Here is a 25,868-nt window from a genome sequence, read left to right as displayed (position 1 = left end):
GTTTAAATCTCGATTATCGAGTAAATGCATATGATTTTAAAAGCCGAAAATTTAATGAAGTCCTATAGTGGACGGAAAGTAGTTAAAGATGTTTCTCTTGAAGTAAAACAAGGTGAAATTGTAGGGCTTTTAGGTCCAAATGGTGCTGGAAAGACAACATCTTTTTATATGATTGTTGGACTTATTAAACCCAATGGGGGCCATATTTACCTAGACGATCAGGAGATAACTAAATTCCCAATGTATAAGCGCGCTCAAAATGGTATTGGATATTTAGCTCAGGAAGCTTCGGTTTTTAGAAAATTAAGCATTGAGGATAATATTTTAAGTGTGTTGCAACTTACTAAACTTAGTAAAAAACAACAACATGATAAGATGGAATCTCTTATTGAGGAGTTTGGGTTAGGACATATTCGCAAGAATAGAGGCGATTTACTTTCTGGTGGAGAACGACGTAGAACAGAAATAGCCCGAGCTTTAGCAACGGACCCAAGTTTTATTCTTCTAGATGAACCATTCGCAGGGGTAGATCCAGTAGCTGTTGAAGACATTCAACGTATTGTTGCCCAACTTACCAAAAAAAATATAGGCATTCTTATTACCGATCACAATGTACAGGAAACATTGGCAATTACAGATAGAACGTATTTAATGTTTGAAGGTAGCATCCTTAAAGCAGGTGAACCAGAAGAACTTGCCAATGATGCTATGGTTCGTAAAGTCTACTTAGGACAGAATTTTGAGTTGCGCAAAAAGAAAATTCGAGATTAGTTAGTTTAGCTATTGGTATAAATCAATTTCATTTAAAATAATTTGCTCTTCATATTTGGAGACACTTTATGCTAGGCACTATTTTGAAAAAAACTATTCAGTAACTCTATATTCCAGAATAATAAAAAAACCGATCATTGTTAGCCTTGAGAGCAGTCGAAGGGTCTCAAATAATCAAAAGTTTAAAAGGGTTCGACTGCACTCAACCAGACATTGAACGATAAGAATCTAGAATTAATCATGTTACGTTTATTTTTATATCAATCTAACTTTAAAACAAGCAGAAAAATTTTGAGTATTAAAAGATTTATTATATTTTTATGATATCATAATAATATCATTTTAAATTTTTAATCATGAAACAAGAAAAAATTATTACTCCTGCCAATGGATATCTTATGCTGTTCATTTTTTTAATTCTGTTTTTTGGAGGTATCGCATCTATTATAATAGCTGAGAACTTAATTTTTATCATATCTGTAATTCTAGCTATATTTATTGCTCCTGGATTTATAATGGTTCAGCCTAATAACTCAAGAGTATTATTACTTTTTGGGAAATATGTTGGCACCATAAATAAAAATGGTTTCTATTGGGTAAACCCATTTTACACCAAGAAGAAAATATCCCTACGTGCTAGTAACTTTGACAGCGAACGATTAAAAGTAAATGATAAATTAGGAAACCCTATTATGATTAGTACGATTTTAGTTTGGAGGGTTAAAGACACTTACAAGGCAGCCTTTGATGTAGATAATTTTGAGAATTTTGTGCGTGTACAAACGGATGCGGCTGTTCGTAAACTGGCTAGTATGTACCCTTATGATAATTTTGCTGATGAAGGACATACGGAGGATATTACCTTACGATCTAGCGTAAATGAGGTTAGTGAAACATTAGAAAAAGAAATAGATGAGCGCTTGTCAATTGCAGGTATTGAAGTTTTGGAAGCTAGAATAGGCTATTTGGCATATGCGCAAGAAATTGCAAATGCCATGTTAAAGCGTCAACAAGCAACGGCCATTGTAGCAGCCCGACATAAAATAGTGGAAGGCGCAGTTAGTATGGTTGAAATGGCCCTTGAAGAACTAGGCAAGAAAAATATTGTCGATTTAGACGAAGAGCGAAAAGCCGCAATGGTAAGTAATCTAATGGTTATTCTTTGTGGTGATAAAGACGCTTCTCCTGTTTTAAATACAGGTACTTTAAATCATTAAGCAATACATTTACAATTTAAATAAAGAATTTAAATGGCAAAGAAAAAGGCTTTTGCACTGCGCATAAATGAAGAAATGCTAAAGGCTATTGAAAAATGGGCTGCGGACGAATTCCGCAGCACAAACGGTCAAATAGAATGGATGCTAAATGAAAGTCTAAAAAAAGCTAAACGATCTCCAAAAAACAAAGATGATTAAATTTTCAAAGTAAATTCCAATTTAAGAATACAATTTACTTTTAGTTGTTTTGATAAAATTTACCAATAATAAAGTAAACAGTCCTACAATAAGCCCTACAATAAATTCAATTAATATAGAGGGCAAATTTATTTGCACTACAAAGTGATGAATAAATTCTATATGATGTACAAAAATACCTCCAGCAACTAAAATTAAGGCTATAGTGCCAATTACCCCTAAACTCTTGATTACTATAGGCAATGCCCTAATCAATAAATTTCCAAGATGATTTAAAAAACCTTTTTCATCACCTAATTTAACTAACCGATAACCAAAATCGTCCATTCTAACAATTAAAGCTACAATACCGTACACGCCTACTGTAGCAATAACACATACAATTGTTACCACTAAAACTTGAAACAAAATTTCACGCTCCAAAACAGTACCTAATGCTATAATAACTATTTCCACAGATAAAATAAAATCAGTAAAAATAGCGGACTTAATTTTCTTTTTCTCAGCAGCTTTTTGCTCCTCTTGTGTTAAATTCTTTTTAACATAGACTCGATATTCATTATTTTGATTTTTATGAAAAAAATAATGATAAATTTTTTCAGCGCCCTCGTAGGCCAGATACAATCCGCCAAGAACTAAAGCTATAGTTACAGCAATTGGAATAAAAGCACTTAACAGAAATGCTATTGGCAATATAATTAACTTATTTAATGCAGAACCCTTTGTAATAGCCCAAAGCACAGGCAACTCTCTTGACGCAACAAAACCTGTAGCCTTTTCAGCGTTTACCGCTAAATCATCACCTAAAATCCCTGCAGTCTTCTTGGTAGATATTTTACTCATTACAACTACATCGTCCATAAGAGCTGCTATATCGTCTAATAATGCAAAAAAACCTGATGCCATCTTGTCTTGTAATTATTTAGTAGTAAGATTATCTAAAATTGACATTCCAAGATATAATAATATAATAATTGGAATAGCTGCAAAATGTAACACAATAAGCAACACTATGCACAAAATCAAGAAGATATAACGTGAAGCATTAGTTTTAAAACTGTAATCTTTAAACTTTAATGCAAACAATTTTAAATTAGAATTTAAAATCCAGCAACTAAAAATAGTTAGACCTATTAAAAACCATTTATTTAAAATAAGGGCATTTATAACATCATTATTCTGGAACTCTAGTATTAGTGGCAAAGACAAAATTAATAAGGCATTTGCCGGTGTTGGAAGCCCCTTAAAAAAGGTTTGTTGTTCCGTATCAATATTAAAATTTGCCAATCTATAAGCTGATGCTAAAGTTATTGCTAAACCGAGTAATGGAATTATTGGTAGATAATTATCAGTTGAAAAATCAATTTCTCCCCAATCAGATTCAACAATCTCTAATAACTTAAACATTACAATCCCAGGAACCAAACCGCTGGTTACCATATCAGCCAACGAATCTAATTGTAAACCTAAATTACTCTGTGCATTGAGTTTTCGAGCAGCAAAACCATCAAAAAAATCGAAAAAAATGCCTAGAAACACAAAAAGAGCAGCGGCAATAAAATTATTATTCACCGCATAAATAGTTGCAACACAACCACATAATAAGTTTAAAAGTGTTAAAGCATTTGGTATGTATCGAATCATAAATGACGTAAATATATTTTGTAAAAATAACAAACTATTAATGTCTTAAACAAGTGTTAGACAATATCTATTCTAAATATAAGTTTATAGACTATAAAATCAAGGATTTAAAACGATACAGTCTTTTTATATTATGATTAAAAAGGTATAATGTGCATCTTTGTAAAAAAATTGCGATTGAAAGTATTCTTAACGACATTACTTAGTGTTTTAGTTCTGAGTTTGGCAGCTCAAACAACCAGAAAATACTCTAACGAATTTATGAATATTGGCGTTGATGCTGCCGCTCTTGGCATGAGTAGTGCTGTAACTTCGCATACTGCAGACGTGAATTCTGGCTACTGGAATCCTGCTGGTCTTTTAAAAATTGAGGATAACCAATTGGCACTGATGCATTCAAGTTATTTCGCAAACATTGCAAATTATGATTACGCCGCTTTCGCAATGCCTATAGACGACAGAAGTGCTATTGGTGTTTCAATTATTCGATTTGCGGTTGATGATATCTTGAATACAACGCAGTTAATAGACGAACAGGGAAACATTAATTACGATCGTATTAGTCTATTTTCTACCGCCGATTACGGTTTAACATTTTCTTATGCGAGGTCGCTTCCAGTAGAAGGCTTGAATTATGGGGTCAATGCTAAGGTCATTAGACGTATAATTGGGGATTTTGCTTCTTCATGGGGCTTTGGTTTAGATGTCGGAATACAATTTGAAACAAACAACGATTGGAAATTTGGGTTAATGGCGCGAGATATTACTACCACGTTTAATGCTTGGGCAATTGATGAAGATGAATTTGCCACCATACGGGATGCTGTTGAAGGACAAAATCAAGAGCTACCCGAAAGTACAGAAATTACAATCCCTAAATTGCAAATTGGTGTTTCTAAACTCATGACCTTCCATTATGATTATACCTTATTGACGGCTGTAAATTTGAATGTTCGATTTGAAGAGAATAACGATATTTTCTCATCCTCTTTCGCAAGTATAAATCCAGCTCTAGGGTTCGAATTTGGATATATTGATATGGTATATTTAAGAGCTGGTATGGGTAATTTTCAAAATGAGTTGCAAATTGACAACACCGACCAATTAACGTTTCAACCCAGTTTTGGTGTTGGCTTTAAGTATAATGGTGTTCAAATTGATTATGCATTTACCGATATTGGAGATCAAAGTGTCGCATTATACTCAAATGTTTTTTCCTTGAAACTCGATTTCAGTATCTTTAGATAAAGTAATATAAGATGCTAAAAAAACTACTTTTTCTTACCTCAATATTATTTATTTCATTTGTTCAAGGACAACAAAACCAATTATTGTCCGCTCAAGCCGAAATAAGTGTATTAACCATTGGTCCAGGAGCTTCACTTAATGACGCTTTTGGCCATAGTGCTTTCAGAATTAAAGATCCAATAAAGGGAACCGATTTAGTTTTTAACTATGGCGTTTACGATTTTAACACACCTAATTTCTATCTAAAATTCGCTCAGGGCAAACTAAATTATTTAATTGGCTTAAATTATTATGAAGACTTTTTTGAAACCTATGTATCCCAAAACAGAACAATTAAAGAACAGGTTCTAAATGTATCTTCTTCAGAAAAACAAAAACTTTTTGACTACTTATTAAACAATATAAAGCCTGAAAACAGAGCTTATTTATATGATTTCTTTTATGATAATTGTGCCACCAGAATTAGAGATGTTTTAGAAATAACAACAGATAGCAAGATAGTATACGAAAACCCAGAAAGTTATAAGGCAGAAACTTTTAGAACTTTAATTCATAGTAAATTAAATAGTAATTCATGGGGAGCGCTAGGAATCGATATTGCTTTAGGTTCTGTAATTGATAGAGAGGCAACCGCAAGAGAGCATATGTTTTTACCCGATTTTATTTTTGATTTTTTTGAAAGTGCTAAGTTCACGAGTACAGATGAGAGGCTAGTTAAAAATACCAACATCTTATTTGAAAAAATTGATCAACCAAAAGCTGACAATTTCCTTACTAGTCCTCTACTTATAAATGGAATCTTAAGCTTACTAATCATATTTTTAACCTTTAAAGATTCAAAAAAAGCAAGACGAAGCAACTGGTTAGATGTTCTTATTTTTGGATTTACTGGAATACTTGGTGTGTTTATTATTTTGCTATGGTTTGCAACCAATCACCATGGCACACACCAAAACTACAATCTACTTTGGGCGTTTGCGCTTAACCTTTTAGTAATTTCACAACTCTTTAAAACCAAAGCATCAGCTTGGTTTCATAAATACTTAAAGTTTTTACTTATTATGCTTTGTCTTCTGGCACTGCATTGGATTATTGGCGTGCAAGTTTATGCCATTACCCTAATTCCTTTTTTAATCGCTTTAGTTATTCGATATATTTATTTAATAAAACACTTCGGTAATAGCCAATAGGCATTTTAAACTACTGCCCTCTAAAGAATATAACGGCACTCATTGTTTTTATTAAAATATTAAAATCTAAGAAGAAGCTGCGGTGCTTAATATAATAAAGGTCGTATTGTAACTTAAGCAAACTATCATCCACTGTTGAAGCGTAACGCGTATTCACCTGTGCCCATCCCGTTAAACCAGGCTTGATGATATGTCGGGTTTCATAAAACGGTAATAATTGTGATAATTCACGAACAAAATGCGGCCGTTCTGGGCGTGGTCCAATTAAACTCATCTCGCCTCGAAGAATATTAATAAATTGTGGTATCTCGTCGAGTCTCGTATTCCTTAAAAATTTACCAAACATCGTAATTCTTGAATCATTTTTAACAGCCCAAACAGCACCCTTCTGTTCGGCATTTATAATCATGGTTCGGTATTTAATCATTTTAAACACATCGCCATTCTTACCAATTCTATCTTGAGTAAAAAATAAGGGCCCTCTATTACCTAAAAGGTTCCCTAATAATATTAATGGTAAAAATACAACTCCAAATACCAACCCAATAAAAGAAATTACAATATCCATAAAACGATGAAAAAACAAGTATAACTTGTTTTGGTTACTTCTACTAAATGGAAAATATTTGTAAAAATCTTTTCCTACGAATTGAACAGGAACCCTATAAGTCATCTCTTCATAAACCTGCGTATATTCCTTTATGGGAAAACCTGTTTCTAGAAGCGTAATTAACTTATGATAAATATCCGAAGTTATATTTTCCGAATTATAGGTGGCTACGACAATCTCTTTAATTTCTTCTTCTTCAATAACCTTGTGTATTTCACTTGGGTTATACTCAGGGATACCAAAAAAGCGAATACCCTCCTCTGCATCAGATTCACAATTTATAAAGCCGACAATTTTATAGTTGGGATCAGCATCCTTAAAGGCATTAATGATAGTTTCAATATTTGAAATTTCACCAACAATAAGGACTTTTTTATAAAATCGAGGAGAAATCACAAAGGTCAAATAGATAAAACGCCATAAAAAAAGCGCTGCCAATATTGAGAAATAAAAGTATAAAATCTGTAACCGATTATCTGGTAAAAATGGCGTAAAAAATGGTGTTAAGAAATAAAGTAAAACGGTAACAGAAACCGTTAATACAATGTTTGATGTTACTTGATCCATTCTACTAGACTTCTGTAAATCATAAAGCTCGAAAACAGTACCAAAGACAGAAATATAAAGTATAAGCACAAAAACCCATGTCCAATTCTCTTTTCGAATGGTAAAATAATCAAATTGAAAAACAGTGCCTACTAAATATAATACGCCTAGAACGAATAGAATATCGAAAATCCTAAGAAGAACTTTCCTTTCGGAAATATTAAAATGAATACTTCGATTAGACATGATAGAAAGATTAATAGCAACTATAAATATAAGGCCTTAATTTTAAAGGACAATGTTCTAAGTTAAAATGCTCTTCCACTGTTTTTTAACATGACTCCAATCAAATTTTTCCACCTTTTCCCTTGCTCTGCAGGTCATTTTAAGAGCGTTATCCGGATCATTGATAACACATTTTATAGCCTTAACAAAATTTTCTTCACTATTTGGCTCTACTAATATTCCATCCACACCATTTTCAATCATAAATGGCATCCCCCCAACATTAGTTGAAATAATAGGCAACCCTAATGCCATGGCTTCAATAATGCTAACAGGCATATTATCGAAATTGGTGGTATTGATAAAAATATTATAATCTTTCGAGAGCTTTATCCATTCAACTTTCGACAGTTTCCCAGTAAATTTCACGTCAACATTTAAATCATCAGCTAACTTTTGCACCTCATTTAAAGAACCTTCCGCATCAGGTCCTACCATGCACAATGTAGATGAAATACCTTCCCTGTTTAAGGATGCGAAAATTTTTATAGCCAATTCTGGGTTATAAATGTTTGAAAAAGAGCGAACCCATAGTAAGTTAACATGTTCAAAGTCTCTATTTTCAAACTGGTAATTCTTAATTTCAATTGTATTTGGTATGTGAGTTATATTCTCATATCCAAATTTTTCAAAACCGATTTTTAAATATTTAGATGGGGCGACATTCTTATAAGCATTATTAAAAATGAGTTTACTTAGTTTTGGAGTATTCTTTAGTCGATCTGGTAAGTTACCACCATGCAAAATAGGGATGTATTTCAATTTTAAAAACATGCATAACTGAGACACAAACAGGGCATAGTAGAAATTCTGCGTACTGTAGGTGTCAATGAGCACATAATCAACGTCATGTCTATGCTTAAAACAAGCCCATAACATGTCAATCAAGCGAAAAAATTTATTTGCTTTAGATGAGGCATAAAATAAATAATAATCTTCATTTTCAAATAATTGCCCTAAATAATTAATTGAAGATATATTTGCGCTTTTATGCCCTAATTTGTTTCCTATGTACAGGAGTCTTTTTTTCATAAGTTACATTTAAAAGGGCTAAAGCATATATAAAGGCAGGTGCTGCTATTCGCATTGAGGAATGGTTAATCGTTGCAAACCAAAAAAACAAAAAGCCATAAAAATAATAGTTGGTCCTATTTTTTGTACGCATTTCTAAAGGCTTAAAAATTAAAATTAAAAGAATAATAATTCCAAAAATGCCGTGTTCTGCTAAAATACGACTCACTTCATTATGTGATGTAATACCTTGACCCTCAATCTCTATCCTTTGATCTTTCGCTCTACTGGAACCTATCCCGAAAAAAGGACTCGAGATAAAACCCTCTAACTCATCCATAAATAGCTTCCCCCTTCCCGTCGTAACATCTTCTTTTTCGCGACCTAAATGATCTTTATTGGCATATCGTAATTCAATTAACCCGCCTGTTTGATTGGTACTAATGATCCAGGTAGTAAAAAGACTTAAAAAAAACAAAGCTAACACTCCAATAATTTCATTCCTACGTCTCTTTGAAACTTTAAAATAATAGATGGCCAGAAACCCCAATATGGCGATTAAAGCCGCAATCACACCACCTCTGCTAAAAGTAACAACCGCTCTATAAGACATTAAAACTAAGAGTACTGTGTTTAACAACTTCAGACCAATATTAGGTGATTTTACAAATAACCTTATTGTCATAATAAATACTCCTAAACCCAATACTGTTGAAACTTGATTAGGACCAAACCCTCCTGATGCTGTCCTATTAGAAGCTGTAGTTGTTAAAAATTCCTTAACACTTGGACTATAAAAAACCACATAAGATGTTAAGCTTATAATGGGTAATAAAACATATAATAATACTTCAGATAATTGCTGTCTGGTTACCTTTTTATCAAAACAAAATAAAGCTGCTACTCCTAAACATATGGGGCCGCTCAAAACAAAGGAAATATTAGTTCTAAAATTGGCATCAAACCTCAAGGTAGTCGAGGCGACAAAAATAGAAGGCACTAAAAATAAGAGATAAAAAAAATAAGGATAGGCTTTCCCAGAAATACCTTTAAAAATCATACCCATCATCATAAATAAAATCACTAAATATTTAGATGCTTCATACGAAAATGAACCTTTAGTAATTCTTAAAATTAATTCGGCCCCTACAAAATAAGCACAGGCTTTTAATATCTCTACCGTTTTTAAATGATCTGGCGCTATTACTGTTCTATATAAAAAGTAAGTTAAAGCAAGTAAAAAATATATTTTCGCCAGCGATTCATTAAAATAAATTAACATGCCAAGTGCAAAATGTAATACAATTGCAGAAATATATGTAACATCTAGCTTCACAAAGTTGTAATTTATGTTCGAACAAAAATTGCTCTATAATCATCCAATGCGAACTTATAATGATAACTTTTACCAAAAAGATAAACCAAAAAATGAATCACAAATACAGGGGCAAACATTTTAAAAATATTTAAAAAACTATCATAAACTTTATTAGAATAGTTGCATATTAAAAAAGGAACATTGCGTTTATCTAAAAAATTATTAGTTATAACCGATGCATTAAAACGCCTAACTTCATGAAAAGATTTAAAATTAACTTTAATATCCTGTCTTACCAATTTATATAATTCAACAACCGATAAAGGCAGCTCACTATCATGATAAAACAGGATGCCATAAGAAACATCAATTAACACCCATTTACCAAGTTGCTTACAAAATACCTCATTAAAAGAATGTCCTCCAAAGTCATTTTCAAATGGTGCCCTTGTCACCCCCCATTCTCGAACTTCTACTTCATTAATAACACAAAAATTATTGAAAATTTGTGTCAAATCACTACAAACCCCACCTTTACCTTCTAACATTATTTTAAGTGCTTTTTCTGAAGGTTCACTTAAACCTGGGCCACCTTTTATATTTTGCTCAAACCATAAACTTAACTGTTTTACCAAATCCAAATCACTTGTTGGCTTATAGTCTTTAAAAATTTTGGCATTAACTTCAAAGAAATATTCAGGAAAATCATTTAAGGTATTGACCTGATTATAGCTGCAGTCATTTATCTCTTCAATTGAAGCATTCTTAGACAACAATTTAAATCTTGTTTTATATAAAAATGGGTGTCTTTTAAATATCCAGACTAGTTTTCTAAACATCAGCTCAAAATAAAATTTTTAATTCTATTATTATAATATTCGTACGTAAACTTATACAGTTTATGTTCACTAGATTCTATCATTTTAAAATAGTCCTCCTCAGTAAAATCTAAAAGCTCCATTAACTTTTCGGTTAGTCCTTCTTCCGAAATAGCGTTTAATAACAATCCATTCTTTCTATCTTTTACATATTGACCAATTGAAGACACATTAGAGACAATAGGTAAACAGCCATAATTCATCGCTTCAGCAACAACTTTAGGAAACCCTTCAGAGGCAGATGGCAATATAATGGCGTTAGATACTTTGTAAATGGCGTGCACCTCTTTTCTGGATAGGGTGTTATGAAAAATAAAAGTTAAGCCCGATCCATCGGACAAAGACTTGTAATGATTCATTTTTGACCCTTTTCCAACAATATGTATTTGTCCGATTTTAACTTTATTGTTTTTATCTAATTTGAGAAAAGCATTCATTAATAAATTCACACCTTTTGCGTCCTCTAGCCGTCCTACAAAACAAAAATTAATAGAAGTTTTGTTAAATTTTTTAGTAGAAATACACCGTTCTCCTGCTTTAAGTTCATCCGAAGTAAGGCAAGGGTTTTCAAAAGACTTACAATGCTCTGGTTGCCCTTCCCAAACACCATTAATAGTCACGAGACTATTGCTTTTTTTTAACAACCACCTTTGAAATTGATAAGCTAAAGGGCCATGATGTTGTTGCCAATTACCTGCATATTTAAACCATCCTTTTTTACTGCTTAATAATAAATAAGGAATTACAAATACACCAATTCCCGTTGGTGCCCTAAACTGAAAATAATAGGTTCGCTTTAGTGCTTTTCTAACTTTACCAATAACAGAAGGTATAGAAATAATTAATTCTAATTTATTTTTAAGGCCTTTCCCGCCAAGTGCTTTTATCGGAATGAATTTTATTTTATTAGAAGTATAGAGAATAGTGTTGGGGGGTGCCTTGCCTTCATGTAACATGGCTACATGATATATCTCATCAAAAACTTCTAAAAGGTGATTTATTTCTGTCACCGTTGATACTAAACCAACAATATTACCATCAGTATCTTTATAATGTTCTGTATGCGATATAATGGTTAGGCCTTTCTTCACTTTAATATTGATATATAAGATTGAATAATATGAGACCAATTAAATTGTTGTACCCAACTTAAAGCACTAGCACTATAGGCTTCTTTTGAATCAAGAATATTATTGACTGCAGTAATGAATTCTTTTGAGCTATCAGAGTTAACTAAAAGACCAGAACTACCATGATTAATGGCATCTTCTATGCCACATCCTATGGAACCAATAGCCGAAACACCCAAAAGATTAGCCTCTAAAATGGCAATACCAAATCCTTCAACATCCCCTGATATGGTTTCTTTACTTAACATTATAAAAATGTCTGTTTGATCTAAAATAGAAAACACAACTTGGTCCGTTACACTGCCATGAAATGTTATGTGAGATATAACACCTAACTCTTGAGCTAATTTAGAACACCTATCAATTTCGTTAGCAATACCTACACAATGATAATGCAACCTTGGATATTGCTTAATAAGTTGAGGTAAATGTGCAATAACTTGCATCTGCCCTTTTCTTTCACTTATTCTACCAACAGTTGTTAAAACTGGGGCTCCTTTTACTTTTAATGAAACATTTAAATCTTTCCATTTATTAATATTAATTCCATTAGGAATCACAATAACTTCCCTTTTTAAGTGCTGTACCAATGACTTTGTATAATGAGATACTGCAACGATGTTGTCAAACCTCAACAAGGACTTATCAATAAAGACCTTAAGAAAGTAGGATTTGAAATTGACCTCAGTACCATGAATAATTGCAATAGATTTGAAATTTAAAAATAAACTACAAAAAGCCACATTCCAAAGTGAAAATTTACCAGTTGCGACAGCATAGTCGCCGTCCTTTAGTTTTTTAAAGGACATTACTAGTCGTTTAAAATAGGTTAATATGTTTACACTCGACCGCTTTACTCTTGATACATTAAAAGGTAAGGCTTCATCAAATTTAGCTTCTTCAACGCCTTCTTTAGAACGTCTATCAGCAATGACTTCAACTTCATAACTGTCTTTAGATAAATACAGTGCAAGATTATAGGCATGATTTCCTATCCCTCCTGGTTGAGGCGGAAATTCGGAAGTGATCATGACTAATTTATTTTTAGATGTATTCAATCTAATTTTTTTATTAATGGGCCTTCTTTTATTTTTTTGCTCGCTAATTGCCAAGATCTATATACTTGGATAAAAATTATTGGACTAATTAATATAGCTAAAAGACCTCCTAGAAATAATAAAGGTTTATTTTTTTTAAATTGATACGGTAAAACAGATAATGGTATGGTCCTTAACAAAGCTAATCTCGCCGCTTTATCTCCAAAATACATTCTAAAATAATACAACACACTCGGTATAGGTCTTGGAGCGAACCATTTTTTACTCCTATATCCATCCCAACTTCCCATTTGCCTTAATCCACCTGTACTCACTTTTAAATGTAAGCGCTCTGCAAATGGATTAGAAATATTTAAATAATTATTTAGATACGTACGCATACCAAACTCCCCATCTCCCATACGTTGCTTTTCGAATTGCCTATCAAATAATCCAATACTCTTAAATACTTCTTTTTTTATTAAAACATTGCCAGTATCTATTTGGTCACTTATTCTGAAAAAAGAATAATTCTCGGGAACTTTAGCCCCTTTTTTGGAAATTGAAATTCCAGAAGAAACATCTGCTTTAAAAAAATCAAGGCATTCTATATGGTTTTTAATCCAATCCTTTTTTACTCTACTGTCATCATCAAAGAATAAAAGATACTCTCCTTTGGACATTCTAATGCCATTATTTCGAGCTAGCCATAAAGCTTTCTCTTTTTGTTTGTCTACTATTAAATTTAAATTAAATGATTTGTAAAAATGCTCTTGAAACGCATCGGTTTGGTCTATTATAATGACCTCAAAATTTTTATAATCTTGCCGTTCTAAATCCTTCAATACATCCTTTAAAAATTCATATCTATTTAAGGTTGGAATAATGACGCTTATTTTAGGGTTTAACTTTAGTAATTCAGAATCAAAACCCTTCCAAGAATCATATTTTAAAGGCTGCTTTAAATAATTTATTCTGTTAACATGTCTTGTTTTAAAATAAGCTGAAAATTCTTTAAAGATGTTTCTAAAACTAAATATGCGCATTAGAAAAACATAAAATACCCAAACTTTATTAAAATACTTTCTAATAAACACATAATTATCATGCAACGGTAAATTATCAAAGCTTGTATAGGTTTTTGCTTCACCTATATATCCAAGTTGAATAGCTTGCCAAGACAAATCATAATTTTGCCCTTGTTTAGATAAATAGTTTGTATCATGAGTTAATTGCATTAAAATATTCCTCGGTAAATTTTCTGCAATAGGAAATATTGATTTACCATCATTTTTATAACGCTGAAAATAATGTGTAGGTTGTAAGTATTTGATAAATCTAAACAGCATGAAATGTTATAACAAGTTTTTAATATTATTTATTCTAAACGTTAAATCAATAAGCTGTATTTTCATCTTAAAATTATCTTTTTTAAATCTGAATAAATATTCTCCTTGTTAAAGTTTTCAAGATATAATTCTCTAATGTATTCTTTTTTAATGGGAGTCCCTTTAAAATACAGAGCCAATTTTTGTGTCAGAGAATCAACAGAATTAGGATTAAAAGTAATTTCACTTAATAGATTATTTTTATCTTCATGAATAAAGCTCAATGCTCCAAATCGAGAAGATACTAAAACTGGTGTTCCCAAAGCTAAAGTTTCAATTAATACTAATCCAAAAGCTTCATGCAAACTTGGTAAAACAATTACATCCATACTTTTGTAAAAATCTATCATTTCATCAACAGATAAATTGCTAATAAATTTAACTTTATAATCTAAATTGCTCTTACAAACTAATTCTTTAAGTTCTTTAATAGTCTCACCATTTCCAACAATATAAAGTATAAAGTTATCTTGACCATTATTCATAATTCTAGACAAAGCTTTAATGACTACTTGCTGATTTTTATGATGCTTAAGTCTTCCTGGGCAACCTATTTTTACAGCTTTTGATTGATTTCCAAAATTTCCAGTCATTAATTTTCCTTTATTCTCTATAATATTTGTCCAAAAAGGAATCACTTTAGTCTTACTTTCTGCTAATGCATAGGAAGTGTGCAGTTCTTTTTCCGTTAAAATTGAATTAGCAATAACAATATCCGCCAATTTTAAAAAATACCTTTTAATTAATATGTTGGATTTACTTGATTCCATTTGAACATTTAAAGAATGAGACCAAGCTAAATTATTTTTTACTCCAAAGAATTTACCAAAGAAAAGCGCTGGATTTACATAACTGAAATTTGAAATAATAACATCTGGTTTTATTTTTTTTATAATCCTATAAACATGTAAGTAATTATTTATATATCCAGATTTTTTTTCTATAAATAACTTAACGCCATCAAACTCTGCAGAATCTTTTTTTCCTTTAAATGAAAAATTAAAAACTTGATGCTCTTCTGATGATAATCTTGACGAAATTTCTTTAAAGAAACCTGATAAGTAACCTTGATTGTGTGTATAAAATATTAATATCTTCACAAATAATATTTATTAATATTTATTTCTAAAGTTCCAATATATAGAACGTAAATCCCTATACCATTTATAATTAGGTAGTTTCCGTTTTTTATTGTTCCGCGCATGTGGGAATAGGTCTTTAGGTACTATAGGCATATTTAAAAATTGACATAAAGTTTCATAATTAAAGTTTTTGTTTTGCTCCATGATTATGAAATTTTCTTTATCCTTAAAAAAATCTATAACTTCTACATTAAAATTATTATAAACGTCTATATATTTTTGCTCATAACCTTCAGCACATGGAACATTATATATTTTTTCGTGCAAAGGAATTCTTATACTGGCAAAATATTTAACAACACTTTTAATCCAATCTTGAGTGTGACGATATGTCAAAATAAATTTAGCTTCTGGGTATAGTTGGTGTAATTCTTTATAGAATAAAGGCCAGGGCATATCCTGTACAGCATCCCAATATTTTAATGTTTCAAGGATATAATTATTAAGAGATTTTTGGTCTTTAAATTTAAATAAGTTTTTATCTCCACCATAAACACGATAACCTAAATTAATTAAAGCTAATTCCAGTGAAGTAGTTCCTGTCTTTTGAAAACCAATAACAAAAACTTTAGCTTTCATAAGTATAAATAATTAAATCCAATCAATGGATTAAAGGCATTAAGAAGTATACTTCTATTTAACTCTTTTATTAAAGCTATATCTTGTTTATTTACACATATCCAGTTTTTATTGCTTTTCACTTTAAAATCGTTCAAATCTACTTCATAAATACCTATTTGGTTTATAGAATAACAATAATAATTTAAATTAACTAAATATGCATATAATTCGGCTAACTCAACATGACCCCTTTTTTTTAGATAAGATTCATTAACTTCAAGAACTAATATAGGTTTATTTTTCTGAATTAAATTTTCTGCTCCCTTTAGAACATTATATTCAAAGCCTTCAACATCTATAGAAATTAATGAAATGATTTCGTCTTTAAATTCAGAATCTAAAGTAGTTACTTTATACTCCTTAATATTTCCTGAATTATTTTGCTGTGTAATGTAACCCGATCCTGAATTGTTGCCAGAAGGTAAATTAAAAAAATCACTGCCATTTTTATTAGAAACAAGACAACTGTAGATATCTAGATTTTGAAGTCTATTTTGCTTTTTATTTAAAACAAGAGATTGAACATTTGAAGAAACAGGTTCAAAAGCATATACTTTTACCCCATGCTTTTTTGCAATATCACAAAAAGATATAGTTTCCGTACCAATATTAGCACCAACTTCAATAATATCGCCAACTTTATAGTTTAAAACTTTGTTAGCCAGAATTATATTTCTCCAGTCGAAATAACCGTGAATACTAAATTTAAAAGCATGAAAATCTGATGTATTCCCATAAAAATTGCTGCCAGTTAAACTTTTCTTTATAAAGTCTAACTTTAAAGTTTCACCTTCGGAAATTGTAATAATATTATTACGAATAGTCTGCGAAATTATCGGAGGCAAAAAGGCACATATTATCTTTGCAAGTTTATATTTAGTAATCATACCTCCTTAAGTAAACCTTTTAAAAATTTAAAATCTCTTTTTATCGCATAATTATTTTCGTAAGATTCTAGGAAGTTTTTAAAACCATTTTCAGCCAAATTATCTCTTAATGCAACATTTGTGAGTACTCTCTCGAGTTTTATTGCTAAATCGATCTCATCACCAGTTCTAAATAATAAACCTGTCTCATTATCGATAATTGTTTCTTTTATACCTGTATTGTCTGCTCCAATTACGCAGCTACCAGCACTCATAGCTTCAATGACAGTGTAACCAAAAGCCTCTGTATAACTTGGTACAATTGCACAAAAGGAGTTTTTAAATGCTCTTAAAACATCTATTTTACTTTTACTTCCCAAAAAATTAACACTTTTAGATATTTGCAATGTTTTGGTTAATTCTGTTAACATATTAAGAGAATTACCAATTCCTATAATATCAAGATGAACATTAAAGTTTTTATTTAATAGAATAGATACTGCACGAATTAATACGTCAACTCCTTTCTCTGGGTGAAGACGACCAACATATACTAACTTTAAATTATCTCTTGGAATGTCCAATAACAAATGACTATAATCGCTTACTGAATTTGGAAGCACTTTTATTTTGCTCTTTTTAATTTTATAAAAATTAGCTGCGTCAATTTTAGTGGCAGTAGAATTTGTTATAATTTGAGTACTAAATCTATAAATTATTGATTTCCTTAATATGTGAATCTTTTTATGAGAAAATTGAGTACTTAATGTTCTAATCCAAGCTATACGGATTTTAACTCTAAATAACCATCCTACAATCAAGAACATACTTACCATCCCAAATATAGAAATCATCATATCTGGCCTATAGTTTTTTACAATTTTAAGTAGAAAAACAAAGTCTTTAAACTTCGTTGGACGTTTAGAAGGCCATTTTAAAACAATAATATCCGGATTTAAAGAAATGTTAGTTTCTCGAATCTTTCCAGTAACAATTATTACTTTGCCAATTTTGGACAGTTCATTCCCCAAACTAATAAAATAGTCTGCAGTAGAATTCCTCATTAAATTAAAAGAAAGAAAAAATACTTTCATAAATAATTAGTTATCTATTCAATAATTTAGTTTAAAGATAAAAAACAATTCATCGTTCTTCTTGCTAAGAATAAAATACTACTTATAACAAATCGCAATCAAATGTGCAGTTTCAACAGAAGTGCTTTTAACACCTCTAGATTGAAAACGGTTAATAATGTTAGAGAAAATCGATTTTAGTGTATGTATCGGCTCACGTAAGCTAAAACTTCTCAAGCCTTGAACGCGATATTTCCCTGTTTTTATAGCATACTTAACCTCAACTTTTTCAAAGTATTGTTCAAGAAGTGTTTTAAGTCCTTCTTTAGTGTAATGTCGCACGTGGTCTGGATTTTTATTAGGTCCTTCATTTTTAATAAAATCACCGTTTGGTGTAGTGAAATAAGCCCAACCCCCTTTTTTAATGGCTCTAGAAATATTTTTGACAAACAAATCATCCTCAACGACATGCTCAATAACCTCAACACTAACAACAGCATCGTAAGACCTATCCTCTATCGTAGATTGCGTCATGTCCTCAATAATAATAGCGTTAATATTACTACGCTTCTTCTGAATTGATGTTAAAATATCTGATGTAAAACCAAGATTTAGTTGTTCTTGAGTTTCACTTTCTTGTGGGATGTCCTGTAATGTGATATCGGCATTAAGATTAATAGTGTATGGCGATTTTCTACCACCAACATCTAGAATTTTTAGGTGTTTCTTTTTTGTTTGCCGAATTAATTTTTTAATGTCATTTCTAACTGTTATTAAAATTACCGGCATTACTGGGTAGGTTATCCAGCGAAGAAATTCATACTTGGTCATTTAACTAAGACTATATAATATATACTTAATTCTAAATACAATATTAACGATTAAAAATTGAAATAAATTAAACTATGCCTATTTATAAAACTCGATGAATTTATGTCTTTGTTGTTCTAAATTAAATTTTTGAGTAACACGCTCTATTGCATTATTCTGTATCCTTTCTTTATCAATAGGAAGTAAATTTTTGACTTCTACTATTTTATTTGCTAGGGCTTTTGGGACTCTTTTATTGATCACCCAACCTGTTTCATTATTAATAATATTCTCTGGTAATCCTTCGGCATTAGAAACTATACACAGAAGCCCCATGGCTTGGGCTTCTAAAACAGCATTACAAAAGCCTTCTTGTATACTGTATTGCAAATAAATATCTGTTTCCTGCAAAGATTTTTTAACTTCATCTTGATTAAGCTCTCCCTTAAACTTTACATAATTAATTATACCTAATTGATGTGCCGCAAAAATGAGGCGCTCTCGCTCTTCACCGTCACCAATTATAGTAAATATAAAATCTAATCCTTGCTGTTTTAAAATAGATAATGCTTCAAGCGTATATTCCAATCCTTTTTTCCAATGCAATCTAGCCACCGTTGTTAGTTTTAAAGTACTATTAGGCTTACGATGGTTTATATTATTGAAAAATTCTACATCAATAGCAGGTGTTATAACTTGAATGTTTGCATCGTTAATGTTATAATCGATAAGTGTATGTTTCATTTCTTCAGACAGCACATGGTATTTTACATCTTTTGTAAATAACAGATCGTAACAATTTTCATGTTTCAAGGGTGTTAAATACAAGTCTGAACCTCTAAAACTCACTGCCATTTTAGATCCAATTGCAGAAGCCACATTCTCCTTATTTATGGCATTCATACCAAATCCAAAATGCAACCAATCTAATTTTTTAGTGAAGTAAAACTGATTGAAAATAATATTTTTAATTCGGTTAGTAAAGGTCAACTTATCTTGCTTATCTAATTTATAAAGATGAATGGTCTTTTTGGGATAGAAAACTAAAGCCTTAAACAGTGCTTTAAAACCATTAACAAAAACGCTAAAGCTATTACCGTTGAGTTTAGGCGCATAAAGGACTTCATATTCACAATTATAGTCATTAGGTTTCTTATAATCTACAAATAAAATAATGCGGTAATTGCTTTTTTGAAGACTCAAGATTTTATTCTTAAAAAACGTTTCAGAATATTCTGGAACATACGATAAGACAATACCAATGGTTTTTATATGTGAATTTTTGTTCTTCAAATTACCTCAAAATTCAAAATAGATTAGTGTACATATGCATCATATTACCTACCATTAATTTCTCACTATGATTTTTTTGAATTGTTTCAAGCGCATTATTAAGGATTGATTCTTTATCGCTATCTGATAACGATTTTGCTTCTTTTATGGCTTTAGCCATTGCTTCTGGGTCTCTAATGGGGACTATAAAACCGTTATGATGATTAGTAATAACTTCTTTCATACCACCACAATCTGTAGTTACAACCATTGTTTTTAATGCCATAGCTTCAAGAACCACATTGGCAATACCTTCTTCAACACTAGGTAACAGCAAGAGATCTGATGATTGTATTTGATTAACTACTTCTTTAAATGTTAACTGATCTACTAAAGTTACATGTTGTTCTAATCCCAAATCTTTTATTTGGTAAGCCAACTCAATATTATTTTTCCCTCCTACTATAACATAATTAAACTCAAAATTTTTGTTCTTTAATATTTTAAATGCATCTAGAGCGTAAGTATAGCCTTTTTTCCAATGTGGTCTACCCACTGATACTATTCTAAATATTTTATTTTCTTTATTAGCGTTGTTGTTAAAAGCATCGGGATTAATGCCACTATAGATTACATTAATGTTTTCTTTTGGTGCACCATACTTCTGTGCTTCAAAACTTATGGCATTCGATACCGCATGAAAGGCATCAACTTTTGGGAAATGGGCCTTATATGTATTGGCTAATTTTTCATTCGCTAATGGCGAGTAATTAATATGCGCACCTCTCAAACTTACTACTAATTTCATTCCAAATGCTTTTACCCAAATCCATTCATCTATTCCTTTTGCCCATTGCAAATGAAAAATATCTGGTTTATACCATAACACTGGATAGTACTTAACCCGCGATGTTAAACGATTATCTTGTTTTTGATTTAATATCTTATCTAATTTTGTCTTTTCTCTGTTCTTAAACAGCAACAACAAAATACTAAACTTTAATAAATGTAATCCCTTACGAATTTTAGTTTGCTTATACCCAAATACTGAAATGCTGTTATCATATTTAATCTTACTTTTAATAAAACCAAAAAGATAAATTTTAACATCCCCTGCCGACAGTCCGAGAATTAATCGCTCTATAAAAGTAGTACTTGGTACTTCTCCTGAATAAATTGCTATTTTAATTGTTTTGTTCAAAAAATCTAATTCAACATTTAGAAATTATATGTTTATAAAGAGCTGTATAAGATTGAATAAAGTTTTCCATAGAATAGGTCGCTTCAACTCTAGCCCTCATGTCTTGACTTAATTGAACATGTGCCTCTTCACTCATATCCAAAATATTTAAAATACAATCTTTTAAACTTTCGACATTATTTGGCTCAAACATACAGTGGGGAAAAGGGTTTAAAATATCTTTAACACCACTAACGTTTGATCCAATTACAATTTTACCTGAAGCCATCGCCTCCAGCGGCGCTAAGGGAAGTCCTTCTCCTAATTCTAATGTTGGAATAACAAACACATGCGCAACAGCATGATACGGTCTTACATCTGCTTTCTTTCCTAAAAATTGAATAGAAGAAAAGTCACCAGCCATTTTTTTTAATGATTTCGCATAGTCTCCTTGCTCTGAACCAACAATAAAAAGTTTTATGTTAGGTCTATTTAATTCAATTATTGCCTTAATTAATACTTCTATACCCTTAACCGGAATTAAATTCACCACAGAAACAACAACAAAGTCATTTGCCTTAATGTTATGTTCATTCAAAAACGCTAGGTCAGGCTTATTTTGAGGAGCATAATAATTAGTATCTACACCAAAGGGAATTTCTTTAACTTTTTCGATGGTTTTTTCAGAATAAAATGACTTCATATCTGTATTAACGATAATAATTCTTGAACTTAATACTGTTCTCCATTTCCAAGCCTTATTTCCCCATCCCATAGATTTTTTGGTATGAACCCAAGGAGTTCTTGCTAGTTTTGCGGCCAATGGCTCTGAAAAATCCGAACTCCAGTGCCAAGAATGTATCAAATCAAATTTCTCCTTTTTAAAGAATCGAATGATTTTTATAAGTCTAAAAGGGAATGTATAAAATGGGCGGTAATTTATTGCAAAAGGGAACAAATGGATTTTTACATTCATCTTTTCAATTTCCTTAAAAAAAGCGCCTTTATTATGATAGCAGCATATTTCAGGTTCAAAAAATCTTCGGTCTAAATTTTTTACCAAATCATAAACGACTTTACCACTTCCAGCTGTATCAAAATTAGTGATGGTAAATAATATTTTGATTTTTTTTTGAATCATTTCACTTAGGGCTTGGAGAATTGTAATTTGATATCTTAATTAACCAATGTTTTCTTCAATTGGACAATGTTTTGAGCGTTTTGATACTTAAAAATTATTTTTTACAATGATAAATTAATTCTGATTCTAATAAACCATATTTAAATATATCATTCTTGCTTAAAGTAGAAATAAAATGATCTACATTAACAGTGAACCCGCAACTCTCCAGTCTTTCTTTATAATCCTTTCCATAATATCTAACATGATCTGGGTGACCATATTCTTGTAGTCTTTCTTCTCGTGACGTAATATTAGGATCTTCATACGTCTTTTCTCTTTTAAAATCAATAGGAACCTGTAAAATAGCATCACCTTTTTTTGATAAAACTCGTTGCAATTCAGACATAGCTAAACGGTCATTTGGGATATGTTCTAAAACATGGGAACATAATATAAAATCAAATGAATTATCTTTAAAAGGAATTTTTGTTATATCTGCTTTGGTGATTTTCGTTTTTCCATCGTATTGCTTTGGAAATAGGTCGCAAGGAGTATATTCAATTCCACTGTTTTCAGAAAAGATGTTATAAAACATTTTCTCTGGCGCGAAATGCAATAATCGAATTTTATCTTTTGAACTCTTATCAAAAAAATTGAATTTTTCAATTAGATACAAGAACATAAGACGATGTCTTTCTAAAGAGCCGCAATTATGACATTTTCTACTTTCTCTTTTTGAAGTTCCAAATGGAGCAAACTTTTTATAGTAAGAATTACAAATAGGGCAAAACACCTCTTTTCCCTTATATTTTTGATATGCCCTATATCCATTATATTTTTTAATTACTATTTGCGGTAATATTGACTTGATTAATTGTTTCATTGAATATAAGGGTATCTATTTTGGTTGTGACCAACTCTGGCATAAATATATAATTAATTTAAATTAAGAAATGCTTTCTTGTTACTTAATAATTGGTAGTCAAAAATTATTAAACTTTTCCTGAAACAATGCCAATGTTAACATCATACTAACCGGATGCGAATACTTTATACGGTCCTTCTCCTTAAAGTTATCATAGAATTGTTGAATGATATGTAATGGAATCAAATCCTTTAATTTAGATTCAAACAACCAGTGTTTTAAATGCACATCATTTTCCTTTCCTACAAATTGTAGTTCCCAATTTCTGGAAACATAAGGCTTCCCACAGAAATCATTATACACGCGCTTAGTTTTATTAGCAACCCTGTAAGGTAAATTATAAGGAACTTTATTTAAATGATAATTATTTAAATTAAAAGGTCTCTGCTCCTGCCAGGTAATCTTTGCGAGATCTGGAGCATTTTGTTTAATGTAGGCAATCTGTAATTGCCTATTAGATAAATGTTCTTCTGGGATAGTACAAATAAATTCAAACATGCGGTTATCATAATATGGTAATGTCACTGTATGTAAAGCTTCAAAAACTGCTAAATTATTAGAAGACCATCTGGATACAAAATAGTTTGTTTTAAATGCACGTAACTTTGCATTCGTGTTATCAATTTTTATTTCTTTTAATAATTCTCTTAATCTTAAAACAAAATAAGCTTCAAAAGACCCTTCAAGATTCCATGATTGCCATAAATCATTAGCCAATTCGAAACCACCTTTTTTAAGAAGCAATTTAATAAGCACGTCAGCTTCCTCATCGAAAGATAATTGAGGCAATCCAAACGAATCAAACATCAAATCCCCCATATGGCCTAAAGAAAACACATCACCCATATCCCGGAATGAATCAAAAAATGCCATTTGGCGAGGATGGGTAAACTCTGAATAGCATTGGTTGATTTCTGCTAAATCTTCAATACAATGCCATAAATATCCTTTTGGAACCTTGAAAGATTGAAATGGGAAATGACAGGTAGCTGCAATTTTCTTGGCAATCTTAGTTTCTTGATATCCATGTTCGTACTCATAACTATAGGACTTCACATTAGGATGATTTCTTAAAGCAGCAGCTTGTGTCCTACTATCTAATCCTCCAGAAATTGGTAGAATAACATTCTTATTAGTTGTCTGTTCCTTTACAATGGTTTCAAATAAATTTGTGAATTCATGAAGTGTTTGTTGAAAGCTAATTTCTCTAGGTGAATAATGCCAATCAAACCATTTTTTAGATGCAATTAATGTATCTTTTTCATCTAACTGATTAGTAGTTCCAGGAGACAAAACCACTTCATCTCTCCAATAAGTATCTGTGTCGAAAAAAAAACCAAAAGCTATAAATAAACAAATAGCTTCAAGGTCTAATTCATGTTTCCCTTGAGTTTTTACTATGGTCTTATTTATAGGAAGTATAGGTGTTTTAATCGTTTTCATTTACAGAATTCTATTTGTAAAAATATCTATTCAACTTCAAAAACAAATCGTTTGAAATTAAATTAATTTTATATAAGTTTATAAATAACAACGCTCTCATGTAACCGAAATACGACATATAATTTTTCTTATAAAATACTTTTAAACTATTTTGAACATGGTTTAAATCTCTTTTATCCTCAGAACGACTAAAATAGCGTACACATAAAAAATAATAGCCTGTCAATAAACCTCTTTGTTCCTTATCTAAAGCGTAATGATTATTAAGGTGAGAGATTAGATAGTTTACGGATTCACAAATTATATTTATTGGTGTCTTTTTGATATTAATTGGTGAAACAGAATAAAAGAAGTCCACTTTATTATCTATTACTCTATAATTATTACTTAAAAAAAGAGCACGAATAGATAGCTCTATATCCTGTAATCTTTTTAAATGAGTATTAAATTTTCCAATTTTTATTAAAAAACCCTTATTCCATAAAATAGCAGACGTTTGCCAAATAAATTTTGCTTGTAAAAAATGATTTAAATAATTAGAATCTTTTGTAGGTGCAGGTTTATTATTTCCCTTTTCATCTATAAGATTAAAGTTTTTAAATACTGCAAAATCCTGAACCTCAATCGCTCGATTACTTATAAAATCTTCAGCTATCATATCATCTGAATCTAAAAATACTAAATGATTGTAGGATGCATGATCTACCCCAATATTTCTGCAGACAGAAGCATTTGTTTTTATATCATTAAAAACTAACTTAATGTTTTTGCAAGGATAATTCTTCAAATATTCAATTAAAGATTCTTTTATTGGGTCGTCTGAAAAATCATCAACAATAATCCACTCCCATTGTTCTGAATCTTGTTTAATTAAACTGTCATGAGTTTGTTTTATCCCTTTAAAGTCATTATGATGTGGCGTAATAATACTAATACTCATAA

General features: G+C 30.8%; 25 protein-coding genes. 5 read left to right on the top strand and 20 right to left on the bottom strand.

All coding sequences use genetic code 11. From position 1 onward, the window contains the following. Positions 1 to 30: 30 nt before the first annotated feature. From lptB to FEF17_RS09190, 3 genes are all read left to right on the top strand, one after another. Positions 31 to 771 (top strand): LPS export ABC transporter ATP-binding protein, encoded by a 741-nt coding sequence (gene lptB / locus FEF17_RS09200; protein WP_139002034.1) that lies wholly within the window; start codon positions 31 to 33, stop codon positions 769 to 771. Between the two features lie 356 nt (positions 772 to 1,127). Further along, on the top strand, positions 1,128 to 1,988 hold the full coding sequence (locus FEF17_RS09195; RefSeq protein ID WP_139002033.1) for an SPFH domain-containing protein: 861 nt from the start codon (positions 1,128 to 1,130) through the stop codon (positions 1,986 to 1,988). 33 nt (positions 1,989 to 2,021) lie between these two features. Continuing rightward, positions 2,022 to 2,186, top strand: a complete 165-nt coding sequence (locus FEF17_RS09190; RefSeq protein ID WP_139002032.1) for a type II toxin-antitoxin system antitoxin — start codon at positions 2,022 to 2,024, stop codon at positions 2,184 to 2,186. A 21-nt stretch (positions 2,187 to 2,207) separates the two neighbouring features. Here FEF17_RS09190 and FEF17_RS09185 read toward each other — a convergent pair whose 3' ends face one another. Both FEF17_RS09185 and FEF17_RS09180 read right to left on the bottom strand, forming a co-directional pair. After that, positions 2,208 to 3,092 (bottom strand): DUF808 domain-containing protein, encoded by an 885-nt coding sequence (locus FEF17_RS09185; protein WP_139002031.1) that lies wholly within the window; start codon positions 3,090 to 3,092, stop codon positions 2,208 to 2,210. A 12-nt stretch (positions 3,093 to 3,104) separates the two neighbouring features. Then, positions 3,105 to 3,830, bottom strand: coding sequence for a CDP-alcohol phosphatidyltransferase family protein (locus FEF17_RS09180; RefSeq protein ID WP_139002030.1), 726 nt, complete (start codon positions 3,828 to 3,830; stop codon positions 3,105 to 3,107). A gap of 177 nt (positions 3,831 to 4,007) precedes the next feature. On the opposite strand from FEF17_RS09180, the gene FEF17_RS09175 reads away from it, so the two are divergent. Together FEF17_RS09175 and FEF17_RS09170 are read left to right on the top strand one after the other, a co-directional pair. Next, complete coding sequence (locus tag FEF17_RS09175) at positions 4,008 to 5,078, top strand: putative type IX sorting system protein PorV2 (protein ID WP_246046816.1); 1,071 nt, start codon at positions 4,008 to 4,010, stop codon at positions 5,076 to 5,078. 11 nt (positions 5,079 to 5,089) lie between these two features. Continuing rightward, positions 5,090 to 6,268 carry a lipoprotein N-acyltransferase Lnb domain-containing protein gene (locus FEF17_RS09170; RefSeq protein WP_139002029.1) on the top strand — a complete coding sequence of 393 codons (1,179 nt, stop codon included), beginning with the start codon at positions 5,090 to 5,092 and terminating at the stop codon, positions 6,266 to 6,268. Between the two features lie 10 nt (positions 6,269 to 6,278). On the opposite strand, the gene FEF17_RS09165 is transcribed toward FEF17_RS09170, so the two are convergent. The 18 genes from FEF17_RS09165 to FEF17_RS09080 all read right to left on the bottom strand — a co-directional run bounded on the left by FEF17_RS09165 (position 6,279) and on the right by FEF17_RS09080 (position 25,866). Next, complete coding sequence (locus FEF17_RS09165) at positions 6,279 to 7,670, bottom strand: exopolysaccharide biosynthesis polyprenyl glycosylphosphotransferase (RefSeq protein WP_139002028.1); 1,392 nt, start codon at positions 7,668 to 7,670, stop codon at positions 6,279 to 6,281. A 57-nt stretch (positions 7,671 to 7,727) separates the two neighbouring features. Then, positions 7,728 to 8,741, bottom strand: a complete 1,014-nt coding sequence (locus tag FEF17_RS09160) for a glycosyltransferase family 4 protein (RefSeq protein ID WP_139002027.1) — start codon at positions 8,739 to 8,741, stop codon at positions 7,728 to 7,730. Beyond that, on the bottom strand, positions 8,698 to 10,056 hold the full coding sequence (locus FEF17_RS09155) for an O-antigen ligase family protein (protein ID WP_246046815.1): 1,359 nt from the start codon (positions 10,054 to 10,056) through the stop codon (positions 8,698 to 8,700). The genes FEF17_RS09160 and FEF17_RS09155 overlap by 44 nt, the downstream gene beginning before the upstream one ends. An 11-nt stretch (positions 10,057 to 10,067) precedes the next feature. Beyond that, positions 10,068 to 10,877: a hypothetical protein gene (locus FEF17_RS09150; protein ID WP_139002026.1), complete on the bottom strand. Its 810-nt coding sequence runs from the start codon at positions 10,875 to 10,877 to the stop codon at positions 10,068 to 10,070. Further along, positions 10,877 to 12,007: a glycosyltransferase family 4 protein gene (locus FEF17_RS09145; protein ID WP_139002025.1), complete on the bottom strand. Its 1,131-nt coding sequence runs from the start codon at positions 12,005 to 12,007 to the stop codon at positions 10,877 to 10,879. Before FEF17_RS09145 ends, FEF17_RS09150 begins: the two co-directional genes overlap by 1 nt. Then, positions 12,004 to 13,077 (bottom strand): glycosyltransferase family 4 protein, encoded by a 1,074-nt coding sequence (locus FEF17_RS09140; protein ID WP_139002024.1) that lies wholly within the window; start codon positions 13,075 to 13,077, stop codon positions 12,004 to 12,006. Before FEF17_RS09140 ends, FEF17_RS09145 begins: the two co-directional genes overlap by 4 nt. A gap of 23 nt (positions 13,078 to 13,100) precedes the next feature. Continuing rightward, the gene (locus FEF17_RS09135) at positions 13,101 to 14,432 is read right to left on the bottom strand and encodes a glycosyltransferase family 2 protein (protein WP_139002023.1); all 1,332 of its coding nucleotides are present in this window, start codon (positions 14,430 to 14,432) and stop codon (positions 13,101 to 13,103) included. Between the two features lie 62 nt (positions 14,433 to 14,494). Beyond that, positions 14,495 to 15,571 (bottom strand): glycosyltransferase family 4 protein, encoded by a 1,077-nt coding sequence (locus FEF17_RS09130; protein WP_139002022.1) that lies wholly within the window; start codon positions 15,569 to 15,571, stop codon positions 14,495 to 14,497. Positions 15,572 to 15,583: 12 nt separating this feature from the next. Continuing rightward, the gene (locus FEF17_RS09125) at positions 15,584 to 16,192 is read right to left on the bottom strand and encodes a sulfotransferase (protein ID WP_139002021.1); all 609 of its coding nucleotides are present in this window, start codon (positions 16,190 to 16,192) and stop codon (positions 15,584 to 15,586) included. Further along, entirely contained in the window at positions 16,189 to 17,121 is a 933-nt protein-coding gene (locus tag FEF17_RS09120; protein ID WP_139002020.1) for an FkbM family methyltransferase, read from the bottom strand. Before FEF17_RS09120 ends, FEF17_RS09125 begins: the two co-directional genes overlap by 4 nt. After that, positions 17,118 to 18,194, bottom strand: coding sequence for a glycosyltransferase (locus FEF17_RS09115; RefSeq protein WP_139002019.1), 1,077 nt, complete (start codon positions 18,192 to 18,194; stop codon positions 17,118 to 17,120). Before FEF17_RS09115 ends, FEF17_RS09120 begins: the two co-directional genes overlap by 4 nt. Before the next feature lie 78 nt (positions 18,195 to 18,272). Next, positions 18,273 to 19,004, bottom strand: coding sequence for a class I SAM-dependent methyltransferase (locus FEF17_RS09110; RefSeq protein ID WP_139002018.1), 732 nt, complete (start codon positions 19,002 to 19,004; stop codon positions 18,273 to 18,275). 78 nt (positions 19,005 to 19,082) lie between these two features. After that, positions 19,083 to 20,276, bottom strand: a complete 1,194-nt coding sequence (locus FEF17_RS09105; RefSeq protein WP_139002017.1) for a glycosyltransferase family 4 protein — start codon at positions 20,274 to 20,276, stop codon at positions 19,083 to 19,085. 13 nt (positions 20,277 to 20,289) lie between these two features. Beyond that, complete coding sequence (locus FEF17_RS09100) at positions 20,290 to 21,456, bottom strand: glycosyltransferase family 4 protein (RefSeq protein WP_139002016.1); 1,167 nt, start codon at positions 21,454 to 21,456, stop codon at positions 20,290 to 20,292. A gap of 10 nt (positions 21,457 to 21,466) precedes the next feature. After that, complete coding sequence (locus FEF17_RS09095; RefSeq protein WP_246046814.1) at positions 21,467 to 22,576, bottom strand: glycosyltransferase family 4 protein; 1,110 nt, start codon at positions 22,574 to 22,576, stop codon at positions 21,467 to 21,469. A 94-nt stretch (positions 22,577 to 22,670) separates the two neighbouring features. Beyond that, entirely contained in the window at positions 22,671 to 23,441 is a 771-nt protein-coding gene (locus FEF17_RS09090) for a class I SAM-dependent methyltransferase (protein WP_139002015.1), read from the bottom strand. Between the two features lie 99 nt (positions 23,442 to 23,540). Further along, complete coding sequence (locus FEF17_RS09085) at positions 23,541 to 24,926, bottom strand: asparagine synthase-related protein (protein ID WP_139002014.1); 1,386 nt, start codon at positions 24,924 to 24,926, stop codon at positions 23,541 to 23,543. Between the two features lie 10 nt (positions 24,927 to 24,936). Continuing rightward, complete coding sequence (locus FEF17_RS09080) at positions 24,937 to 25,866, bottom strand: glycosyltransferase family 2 protein (protein WP_170180987.1); 930 nt, start codon at positions 25,864 to 25,866, stop codon at positions 24,937 to 24,939. Positions 25,867 to 25,868 lie beyond the last annotated feature (2 nt).

Origin of the sequence: Hyunsoonleella aestuarii (assembly GCF_006148925.1) — a bacterium.
Classification (GTDB): Bacteria; Bacteroidota; Bacteroidia; order Flavobacteriales; family Flavobacteriaceae; genus Algibacter_D; species Algibacter_D aestuarii.
The sequence above is the reverse complement of the archived record's forward strand: the minus strand, read 5'-3'. Positions and strand labels throughout refer to the sequence as shown.